Consider the following 10,906-nt stretch of genomic DNA (forward strand, 5'->3'; position numbering starts at 1 on the left):
CCGCCTATAAATGACCGAGGAACCCTCCAGCAGCTCCGCATCCAACCCCGGGGCAGACGCCGGCCAGGGCCTGTGGCAGGCCTGTATCGAACAACTGGCGCAAGACCTGCCCGAGCAGCAGTTCAACACCTGGATCAAGCCCCTGGTGGCCCAGGTGACCGAAGACTTCTCCAAGGTGACGCTGTTCGTCGCCAACCGCTTCAAGCTCGACTGGATCCGTGCGCAGTACGGCAAGCGCATCTCGCTGCTGCTCGAAGACCTGTACGGCCAGCCCGTCACGCTGGAGTTAGCGCTCGCTCAGCGTGAGGCCGTTACCCGCACTTATGTGCGGCCCAACGCTGCGGGCACGCAGACCCCGGTTTCCCACAATGACCAGCAGGGCCAGGGGCAGGGCAGCCATAGCAACAACAACAGCTCCGGCAACGGCAACAGTAGCAACAGCGGCAGCAGCACCTCCGACGAATCGGCCGGTGCCTTCCGCAACCGCCTGAACGCCGGCCTGACCTTCGAAACCCTGGTGGAGGGCACGGCCAACCGCATGGCACGCTCGGCCGCCATGCACGTGGCGGGCATGCCCGGCCACCTGTACAACCCGCTGTTCATCTACGGCGGCGTCGGCCTGGGCAAGACCCACTTGGTGCACGCTGTGGGCAACCGCCTGCTGGCCGACAAGCCCGACGCCAAAATTCTCTACATCCACGCTGAGCAATTCGTGTCGGATGTGGTCAAGGCCTACCAGCGCCGCACCTTCGACGAATTCAAGGAGCGCTACCACTCGCTGGACCTGCTGCTCATCGACGACGTGCAGTTCTTTGCCAACAAGGACCGCACGCAGGAAGAATTCTTCAACGCCTTCGAAGCCCTGCTGGCCAAGAAGAGCCACATCGTGATGACCAGCGACACCTACCCCAAGGGCCTGGCCAACATCCACGAGCGGCTGGTTTCGCGCTTCGACTCGGGCCTCACGGTGGCCATCGAGCCGCCCGAGCTCGAGATGCGCGTGGCCATTTTGATCAACAAGGCCCGCGTCGAAGGCACCGAGATGCCCGAGGAAGTCGCCTTCTTTGTGGCCAAGAACGTGCGCTCCAACGTGCGCGAGCTCGAAGGCGCGCTGCGCAAGATCCTGGCGTACTCGCGCTTCAATCAGAAAGAGATTTCCATCCAGCTGGCCCGCGAGGCGCTGCGCGACCTGCTCTCCATCCAGAACCGCCAGATCTCTGTGGAAAACATCCAGAAGACCGTTGCCGACTACTACAAGATCAAGGTGGCGGACATGTACAGCAAGAAGCGCCCGGCCAGCATTGCCCGCCCGCGCCAGATTGCCATGTACCTGGCCAAGGAGCTGACGCAAAAGAGCCTGCCCGAGATCGGCGAGCTGTTCGGCGGGCGCGACCACACCACCGTGCTGCACGCCGTGCGCAAGATTTCGGGCGAGCGCCAGCAGCTGACCGAGCTGAATCAGCAGTTGCACGTGCTGGAACAGACCCTCAAGGGCTGATGACCGTGCAATACGCCCAGCCCGTTTTTGTAAGAACCTGTTCCGCGCCACACGGACAAATAGAACACGTCCTTACAAGGCAAAATGGGGGGTTATGGGCAGCAGGGGGGCACAACCCGTGCCGCTGCCCGCACCGTTCCAAAAAAGATCCACAAGCAAGGGGTTGATGACATGATCGTCCTGAAGGCAACACAAGACAAGGTACTCGCGGTTCTGCAATCGGTGGCTGGCATCGTGGAGCGCCGCCACACCTTGCCCATTTTGGCCAACGTGCTGATCCGCAAGACCGGCAACGCGCTGCAGCTGACGACCAGCGACCTTGAGATCCAGATCCGCACCACCGCAGAGCTGGGTGGCGACACGGGCGACTTCACCACCACCGTGGGTGCGCGCAAGCTCATCGACATCCTGCGCACCATGCCCAGCGACCAGACGGTGAGCCTCGAATCCGCCCAGTCCAAGCTGATCCTCAAGGGTGGCAAGAGCCGCTTCACCCTGCAAAGCCTGCCGGCCGAGGACTTCCCGCTGGTGCAGGAGTCGGCCGCCTTCGGCCCCGTGTTCGCCGTGCCGCAAAAGACCCTGAAGGACCTGCTGGGCCAGGTGTCGTTTGCCATGGCCGTGCAGGACATCCGCTACTACCTCAACGGCATTTTGTTCGTGGCCGAGGGCAAACAGCTGAGCCTGGTGGCCACCGACGGCCACCGCCTGGCCTTCGCCAGCGCCACGCTCGATGTGGAAGTGCCCAAGCAGGAAGTCATCCTGCCGCGCAAAACCGTGATCGAGCTGCAGCGCCTGCTGTCCGACGCCGGCGGCGAGAACCAGCCCCACATCGAGATGCAGTTCGCCAACAACCAGGCCAAGTTCACCTTCGGCGGCATGGAGTTCGTGACCAAGCTGGTCGAGGGCAAGTTCCCCGACTACAACCGCGTCATCCCCAAGAACCACAAGAACAGCATCACCCTGGGCCGTGCCCCGCTGCTGGCCAGCCTGCAGCGCACCGCCATCATGACCAGCGACAAGTTCAAGGGTGTGCGCCTGAACCTGGAGCCCGGCACCCTGCGCGTGGCGTCCAACAACGCCGAGCAGGAAGAGGCCGTGGACGAGCTCGACATCGACTACGGTGGCGACACCATCGAGATCGGCTTCAACGTGACCTACCTCATCGACGCCCTGGCCAACATGGGCCAGGACATGGTGAAGGTGGAGCTCTCGGACGGCAACAGCTCCGCGCTGCTGACCATCCCCGACAACGAAAGCTTCAAGTACGTGGTGATGCCGATGCGCATCTAGCCCTGCGCCGTGCCCCCGCATTGCGCGCCGGGCACCCCGCATGAGCTATTGATTTGATAGCTGCTCGCCCCCACATGATGGGGACCAGAGCCCTATTTGAACCTTTTTCGACAGACACATTGGAAGCCGACCCCGGCTTCCCCGGATCCCAAGGCCCACCATGACCGCTGACAACAACCTGCCCGAGCAAGAAGAACCTACCGGCACTGGTGAGCCCGTTCCGCACAAGATCGACACCAACCAGGCTGGCGCCAGCGAAAGCTACGGCGAAGGCTCCATCACCATCCTCGAAGGCCTGGAGGCCGTGCGCAAGCGCCCCGGCATGTACATCGGCGACACGAGCGACGGCACCGGCCTGCACCACCTGGTATTCGAGGTGGTCGACAACTCCATCGACGAGGCCCTGGCCGGCCACTGTGACGACATCGTCGTCACCATCCACTCCGACAACTCCATCAGCGTGACCGACAACGGCCGCGGCATCCCCACCGGGGTGAAGATGGACGACAAGCACGAGCCCAAGCGCAGCGCCGCCGAGATCGCACTGACCGAGCTGCACGCCGGCGGCAAGTTCAACCAGAACAGCTACAAGGTATCGGGCGGCCTGCACGGCGTGGGCGTGAGCTGCGTGAACGCGCTCAGCATATGGCTGCGCCTGACCGTGCGCCGCGAAGGCAAGGTGCACCAGATCGAGTTTTCGCGCGGCTTCGTGCAAGACCGCCTGCTCGACAAAATTGACGGCATCGAAGTGTCGCCCATGCGGGTGACGGGCGATACCGAAAAGCGCGGCACCGAAGTGCACTTTTTGCCCGACACCGAGATCTTCAAAGAGAACAACGATTACCACTACGAGATTTTGGCCAAGCGCCTGCGCGAACTGTCCTTCTTGAACAACGGCGTGCGCATTCGCCTCAAGGACGAACGCACCGGCAAGGAAGACGACTTCTCGGGCGCCGGTGGCGTGCGCGGCTTTGTCGAGTTCATCAACAAGGGCAAGACGGTACTGCACCCCAACTCGTTCTACGCCGCAGGCGAGCGCCCGGCCGAGACCTACGGCGGCATCCCCGGCACGCACATCGGCGTGGAAGTGGCCATGCAGTGGAACAGCGCCTACAGCGAGCAGGTGCTGTGCTTCACCAACAACATCCCCCAACGTGACGGCGGCACCCACCTGACCGGCCTGCGCGCCGCGATGACCCGCGTCATCAACAAGTACATCGAAGAGCACGAGTTCGCCAAGAAGGCCAAGGTCGAAGTCACCGGCGACGACATGCGCGAAGGCCTGTGCTGCGTGCTGAGCGTGAAGGTGCCCGAGCCCAAGTTCAGCAGCCAGACCAAGGACAAGCTGGTGTCGAGCGAAGTGCGCGCCCCGGTGGAAGACATCGTGGGCAAGCTGCTGACGGACTACCTGCAGGAGCGCCCGGCCGACGCAAAAATCATCTGCGGCAAGATCGTGGAGGCCGCCCGTGCCCGCGAAGCCGCCCGCAAGGCCCGCGAAATGACCCGCCGCAAGGGCGTGCTCGACGGCATGGGCCTGCCCGGCAAACTGGCCGACTGCCAGGAAAAAGACCCCTCGCTGTGCGAAATCTACATCGTGGAGGGTGACTCCGCCGGTGGGTCTGCCAAGCAAGGGCGTGACCGCAAGTTCCAGGCGATCTTGCCGCTGCGCGGCAAGATTTTGAACGTGGAAAAGGCCCGCTACGAAAAGCTGCTGACCAGCAACGAAATTTTGACGCTGATCACCGCCCTGGGCACCGGCATCGGCAAGGCCGGCGGCACCACCGGGGGCGATGATTTCGACGTGGCCAAGCTGCGCTACCACCGCATCATCATCATGACCGACGCCGACGTTGACGGCGCCCACATCCGCACCCTGCTGCTCACCTTCTTCTACCGCCAGATGCCCGAGCTGGTGGAGCGCGGCCACATCTACATTGCCCAGCCACCGCTGTACAAGGTGAAGGCCGGCAAGGAAGAGCTGTACCTGAAGGACGCGCCCGCGCTCGACGGCTTTTTGCTGCGCATTGCGCTGAACCACGCCAGCGTGAGCACCGGCGGCGACAACCCGCAAACGCTGAGCGGCGACACCCTGACCGACCTGGCCACCAAGCACCAGGTGGCCGAGAGCGTGATCGCACGCCTGAGCAACTTCATGGACCCCGAGGCCCTGCGCGCCATTGCCGACGGCGTGGCCCTGAACCTGGATGCGGCCGCCGAATCCGAAGCCAGCGCCGTGGCCCTGCAAGCCAAGCTGCGCGAGCTGAACACCACCGGCGCCCCGGCCGAAGTGGCCAGCGAGTTCGACGAACGCACCGACAAGCACGTGCTGCGCATCAGCCGCCGCCACCACGGCAACATCAAGAGCAGCGTGATCACGCAAGACTTTGTGCACGGTGCCGACTACGGCGCCCTGGCACTGGCCGCCAACACCTTCCGCGGCCTGCTGGGCGAGGGCGCCAAGGCCCTGCGCGGCGAAGGCGAAAAGCGCAAGGAAGAAAAAGTGGGCGACTTCCGCCAGGCCATGAAATGGCTGATCAGCGAAGCCGAGCGCAGCACCAGCCGCCAGCGCTACAAGGGCCTGGGCGAGATGAACCCCGAGCAGCTGTGGGAAACCACGATGGACCCCAACGTGCGCCGCCTGCTGCGTGTGCAGATCGACGACGCCATCGAGGCCGACCGCGTGTTCACCATGCTCATGGGCGACGAGGTGGAGCCGCGCCGCGACTTCATCGAGACCAACGCGCTGCGCGCTGGCAACATCGACGTTTGATAGTTGGATAGTTAGCTATCCGATCAACACCCATCAAGTACCGCTTGACCTGAAAACGCCCGGCCCATGCCGGGCGTTCTTCTTTCTGGTGCTGTAATAGGCCCGTCTCGACCTCGACCTTGTTGGCCACCCCCATCATTCGACTCGCCACCATGCCCAAGCCACTCACCACCATCGCTGCCGCTGTTGCCGCACTGGCACTGACCGCCGCCGCATCGCCCGCCTGGGCGCAAACGTACAAATGCACCCAGCCTGACGGCAAGACCGCCTTCCAGGACCAGCCCTGCCACATGAGCGGCGGCACCGGGGGCAGTGTGAACATCAAGGTCACCCCGCCCTCCAGCGACCCCCTTCCACCCAGCGCCCCGCCTGCGCGGCAGCGCTCGCCTTACGCAGGCAGCACCGGCGCCGGCACGGGCAGCACGCAAACCGCCGACGCCCAGGCCGCGCAACAGGCACGCCAGCAGGCCGAGGCGTACAACCGCTCATCGCGCTGCAACACTGCGCGCCGCAACCTGGGCGCCCTCAAGACAGCGCGCCCCGTGTTCCAGTACGACAACAAGGGCGACAAGCAGTACCTAGAAGACAGCAAGCGCCAATCGGAAATGGCTGCGGCACAGCGTGACGTGGCGGAGAACTGCCGCTGACGCGGAGAAAGACGATCACTCGGCATGCCCCAGTCCCAAGACCCCGCATCACTCCAGCAACTGGCCCTGCGCCTGCAGGAGTTTGCGCAGCAGCGCGACTGGGGCCAGTTCCATTCGCCCAAGAATTTAGCCTCGGCCCTGATCGTGGAGACTGCTGAGCTGCTGGAGCACTTTCAGTGGCTGACCGAGGAGCAGAGCCGCAACCTGCCGGCGGACAAGAAGCAAGCCGTTGCGCATGAGATGGCGGATGTGCTGCTGTACCTGGTGCAGATGGCCACGGCGCTGGATGTGGATTTGATCGGGGCGGCGAATGCGAAGGTGGAGATCAATGGGCAGAAATACCCTGCGAACCAAGCGACGGGCAACAGCCGGAAGTACGGCGCACTGTAGTCCGCGTGCCATTCAAAGAAAGAAGCGCCAGCGGAAATTGAGACGCTTCACAAATTCTATTCAAGAGACGTTGAGCCCTTTAGAGTGTCCAGAGCATCGACCGCAGCTTCAGAAATGATCTTGCTGACCTTGGTCTGCGAACGGCCTTCGTAGGCTTCGACAATAAAAGGCTTTGCAGCCTCCAAATCAGCCAGCGTGGTCAACGCAATCTCCACATCGCCAGTGCCCCAGTGGCCTTTTTGCGAAACATCTCTCGCTATTGGCAAAGCCGTGACCACCCTGGCTGGATCAAGATGCAGATACAGCAGCAAGCGCCCACGCTGCGCGACTAACGTCGCAAAGTTCTTGAGCCGCTTGAAAGCGATGTACAGCCGCAATTCCTTGCGCTGCACATCGTCGCCCAAAGACAAGGTGTAGTCTTCCAATGAGGTAAGCAGGTCTATGAGCCCCTGCGGCAGGGCTGCCACGATTTCTGAATATGCCTTGTCGGGACCAACGGCTTTCTCTTCTGATACCGCTTCCTTCAGATCCTTCGGCGCCTTCGTGATCTTTGTAGCTGCAGTTTTTGACGCAGAGGCTGACGATGCGTTCGCCAATTCAAACAGCAAGAGTTCGTCGCCAAATCGACGATAGCGAATCAACTCGATATTGCGATTGATCTGCTGCACTGCATGGCCGTCGTACTTCGTGAAATCCGCGGCAATGCACACTAAGCGTGGGGCGCTCCAGTCAATTCCGTCTGCGGCCGCCTTGCCGAACTTCTCCAGCACCAGCAGCTTGAACTCGGCCTGGTGGTCCATCAACCAATCCAAGTAGAACAGGCCTTGGTTGATAACGTTCTCTCCCACCGAGCGCTTGTATTCGAGGATGACCGGGCAGTCGTTTTCGTCCAGGCCCAGCGTATCGATGCGACCGCCATGCGTCTTGCCGGTGGAGTACTCGGTAGCCAGGAAGCGGATGCCCAGCAGAACTTCCAGGTTGGCCTCAATGAGGTTCTGCAGCGGCTTTTCCAAATCCGAGGCGTCGCCTTGAAGCTCGGTGGCATGCCCCGACTGGAGGCGGAAGAGCTTGATATCGCTCATCGTTCAATGCCCCATCTCTTCTTCGCGCAGACAGTACTCGGCAAAGCCTCGCTCTCTGAGCTGCGCTCTCACCGCTGCGGCATAGGGTGTCTTCGGCCGGGTCATCTCCTGCAGTTCAAGCACCTTTGGCACGACGGGCATGTTCTCTGCCAATATCGCCCCAGCTTCACCGAGAAGATCGGCTGTCTCAACGGCTTTCTCAACGTCGTTCAGCAAGGCATCGGCAGCCCGCATGGCGACCTGCCTGGCCTCGACGATTCCCGGCAAGTCCAGCCCTAACAGTTTGATGCTTCTATTGACTCGGTCGCGCTGAGCCACGCCCATGCACAGCCGGCTCGGGCCCATAAGGCCGGAGGCCTTCACCTCGATCAAGCGCACATCCTCCAGCCTCGTCGGGTCCAGCAGCAACGGCCTCTCCTCCGCCACGCACCTATCAGCCCATGTGGCAGTCTTGCTGTTCGGCATTATTGGGAACCAATCGCCTTTGCCGTGCGTTTCTTCGGTGTCTTCGTCGGCACTCAGTCGATTCGACCTCTGTGATGAGTACCGAAAGTTCTCCCAGTCAAAAGCAAGCCATGCGTAGCCGTCGTCGGTATCGTCCTCAGAGCGCTTGGCGGACTTCTTTGGCCTGAAATGGTCGACATCCATGAACGCGTGTACGTCCTTGCTCTCGGAGTACCAGCATTTGCCGTAAGACATCGTGCTTAGGTAGCGGCCGAAGCGGCGCCAGATGTAGCCTTTGCGCTCTATCAATTCCTTGCGGTCAGCTGGTAGTGCTCTTTCGAGTTCGGCTTGCGCTCGCTGTGCCACCGCCAGCAATTTGATAGGAATCAGACTGGGATCTCGTCGCACTAGTATCAACGCTCTACCTCCCTGTTAATCAGTTGCTGCAGCAATACCTTCATTGCATTCCGCCTGGCCAGCGCCTGCTCGGCAGTGAGTGGCGGGCGATCTGCATAACGCAGGTCATGCCAGCTACGCAAAAAGTCCTTGTAGAGGGGCTCCCGGCTGTCGAAGAGAAAGCCCAGCTTGGCTAGTGCAACATTCAGTTCAGCCAAGCGAAGAGCCTCTTGGTCGGTCAGCACCTCCTTATGAGCCAACTCATTGCGCTCATCCACTTGGCGCTGCGTTTCCACATCCAGACTGGTTGAGAGACCAAATATTTCTGTCAACGTCGCGGTAAAACCCATGCCCTTCGGGTCCGCGTAAGGTGGGGCGGCCGTAACCCGTCCATCAGCCTCTTGCGTAATCACCCGCACCTCGTCGCGCGTCAGCGCCGAGATCGTCAGCGGGTTGTGCGAGGTCAATACGATGTGGCAGTTGTCTGCATCTGACGCAATGCCAGTCCAGTCCTGGATCAACTTCAAGTAGCTGTGTTGCCAATGCGGGTTGAGGTGGGTGTCCGGCTCGTCCAACAGGAAGAGCGCCCTCTGTCCACTGGAGACGCGGATCAAGCCCAGCACCATCAGAAGCTGGCGTTCACCATCAGACAGATCGGCAAAGCCCACGTCGCCCGATGCGTCATTGCCGCGCACCACCCACACCAGCATGTCGCGAATGAGGTCCGAGATGTCCATGGCTTCCAGCGCATAGAACAGCTCACGTTCACTTCGGAAGTTCTTGGCGAACTCGCTCAGGGCGGTGGGTGAGCGCAGATAAGCCGCGTACTGCGATTCACTCTGTTGCTTGTCACGGTAGTCGTCAATCGCGTTGCCCTGCAGGGCGAACGGGTGAAAGGCCGAAGCTTTGAACGCACGAGCTGTACGCCCTGCCGGCCCCGATGCGCCCCACAGGTTATCGGCGGACCGGTCCGCCCCCTTGCTCTTGCTCTTCGCAAACCAAGGTTGGCGCAAATGCGCCAACGACGAGTGAAACCCCTCAATGCCCAGCCGGTCGCCCAGCTCACGCGTGACTGCCTCGTCGGGAAAAGCGAACAAAGCGATCAGTGCCAGCACGCCGTGAATGGGCCGGCAATAAAATAGTCGCCGCTCACTCTGAGCGGCTGCGCACAGCATCGGGTCATCCTCCAGCTTGATCGCGTCGTAATAACGCCGCTGGTGCGCGTCAAACAGCGACTCCAATCGCCGACTACCGCCCGAATAGTAGCCAAACACGAGGTCAGGGAACCAGTGGGTCTTGTTGCGCTCGAATTCGGCGCGCGTAACAGCGCGTCCCTCTACAGCCAACTCTGGCTCGCCGAGGTGGTTGCTCAGCGTGATGCGCAGGGGTTCGTTGACGACGCCAGCGCGGTCCTGCGACCGGATACGGTAGTCCACCCGGTAACGAAAAAGAGGCGCTTGGCGACGCAGATCCACCCAGCGAAAAACCTGCACCAAGGCCTCTATCAGATTGGATTTCCCCGCTCCATTCTGGCCGATCAGCACCGTGGTGAGCTGGCGCTCATCCAGGTCCAACGCCAAACCCTTCAGGTTCTTGAAGCCATCGATGCAAACACGATCAAGCCGCATGGCGGGCGGGCTCCAGCAGCGGTTCGGCATCGTTCACATGGCCTTGGGCGATTTCCCAAGCGAGTTGCTTGTAGAAGTCGACTACCGGTAGCTCAGAGGCTTCGTACAAGGTCTTGGCGTCAACAGGCTGGCTCAGACGACGCAGATGGCCAGCGAGATAAGGCTGGCCCCTCACGTCTTCGTCTTGGCGGCTCTTGGTGGGCATGGTTTTGCTGGAATAGGACTTTGATTGAGGAGTTTGCCCAGAGCGCGAGGCGCGTGCTTTCTGCACCTTAGGTGCTGCACCGGCTTGGCTGCGCTCGGCTGCTAGGCGTTCAAGTAGGGCACTAGCGGGTTCGTCTCCGGGATCTTGAGGAACCAACTCGCCGCGAAAGGCCTTGGCGAGCGTAAGTGGGGCTATGCGGTCAGTTTTTTGCCTTATTGCAACATAGCTGCGTTCAATGCGTTCAGCCATTCTGAGCAATGATTCTGCGCGCTCTACTATTTCGTCTTGAATAGCAAGGGACGGTATAACTAATGGTGCCGACATAACTGTCTGCTGGTTAATCTTCGGCATGTTGCCGGCGGTACCTGTTGCGTTGTCCCGGAAGTACTTTCTGACGCTGTCCGAACTTAGTGCGTAGTAAAGAAATTTCGCACGTATATCGTCCCTGGGCCGACATTTCATCATGAGGTCTGGATAGATGAAAGTCTTCGACGGGCCTTCAAAAATCGCACTTACGCCGACATAGTCCAGAGTGTTCGCACGCTGAACTAGCAAG

At 61.2% G+C, this 10,906-nt stretch carries 9 protein-coding genes; 5 read left to right on the plus strand and 4 right to left on the minus strand.

The window, feature by feature from the left end; genetic code table 11:
• Positions 1–10: 10 nt before the first annotated feature.
• The 5 genes from dnaA (at position 11) to QYL93_RS23825 (ending at position 6,595) form a co-directional block, all read left to right on the plus strand.
• Complete coding sequence (gene dnaA / locus QYL93_RS23805) at positions 11–1,498, plus strand: chromosomal replication initiator protein DnaA (protein WP_305745973.1); 1,488 nt, start codon at positions 11–13, stop codon at positions 1,496–1,498.
• A gap of 171 nt (positions 1,499–1,669) precedes the next feature.
• Positions 1,670–2,788 carry a DNA polymerase III subunit beta gene (gene dnaN / locus QYL93_RS23810; RefSeq protein WP_007854794.1) on the plus strand — a complete coding sequence of 373 codons (1,119 nt, stop codon included), beginning with the start codon at positions 1,670–1,672 and terminating at the stop codon, positions 2,786–2,788.
• 160 nt (positions 2,789–2,948) lie between these two features.
• The gene (gyrB, locus tag QYL93_RS23815; RefSeq protein WP_179682796.1) at positions 2,949–5,558 is read left to right on the plus strand and encodes a DNA topoisomerase (ATP-hydrolyzing) subunit B; all 2,610 of its coding nucleotides are present in this window, start codon (positions 2,949–2,951) and stop codon (positions 5,556–5,558) included.
• 152 nt (positions 5,559–5,710) lie between these two features.
• Positions 5,711–6,205: a DUF4124 domain-containing protein gene (locus tag QYL93_RS23820; RefSeq protein ID WP_305745974.1), complete on the plus strand. Its 495-nt coding sequence runs from the start codon at positions 5,711–5,713 to the stop codon at positions 6,203–6,205.
• Between the two features lie 24 nt (positions 6,206–6,229).
• Positions 6,230–6,595, plus strand: a complete 366-nt coding sequence (locus QYL93_RS23825) for a nucleotide pyrophosphohydrolase (protein WP_305745975.1) — start codon at positions 6,230–6,232, stop codon at positions 6,593–6,595.
• Positions 6,596–6,651: 56 nt separating this feature from the next.
• Here the strand turns inward: QYL93_RS23825 and QYL93_RS23830 are convergent, their stop codons facing one another.
• From QYL93_RS23830 to QYL93_RS23845, 4 genes are all read right to left on the minus strand, one after another.
• Entirely contained in the window at positions 6,652–7,677 is a 1,026-nt protein-coding gene (locus tag QYL93_RS23830) for a DUF5655 domain-containing protein (protein ID WP_305745976.1), read from the minus strand.
• Between the two features lie 3 nt (positions 7,678–7,680).
• Positions 7,681–8,376 carry a hypothetical protein gene (locus QYL93_RS23835; RefSeq protein WP_305745977.1) on the minus strand — a complete coding sequence of 232 codons (696 nt, stop codon included), beginning with the start codon at positions 8,374–8,376 and terminating at the stop codon, positions 7,681–7,683.
• A gap of 158 nt (positions 8,377–8,534) precedes the next feature.
• Positions 8,535–10,145, minus strand: a complete 1,611-nt coding sequence (locus QYL93_RS23840; protein WP_305745978.1) for an AAA family ATPase — start codon at positions 10,143–10,145, stop codon at positions 8,535–8,537.
• Positions 10,135–10,906 (minus strand): restriction endonuclease subunit S (locus QYL93_RS23845; RefSeq protein ID WP_305745979.1); only part of this gene is annotated, 772 nt, incomplete at its 5' end. The genes QYL93_RS23840 and QYL93_RS23845, both read right to left, overlap by 11 nt.

Origin of the sequence: Acidovorax sp. A1169 (genome assembly GCF_030704685.1) — a bacterium.
In the GTDB taxonomy this organism is placed as follows: domain Bacteria; phylum Pseudomonadota; class Gammaproteobacteria; order Burkholderiales; family Burkholderiaceae_C; genus Acidovorax.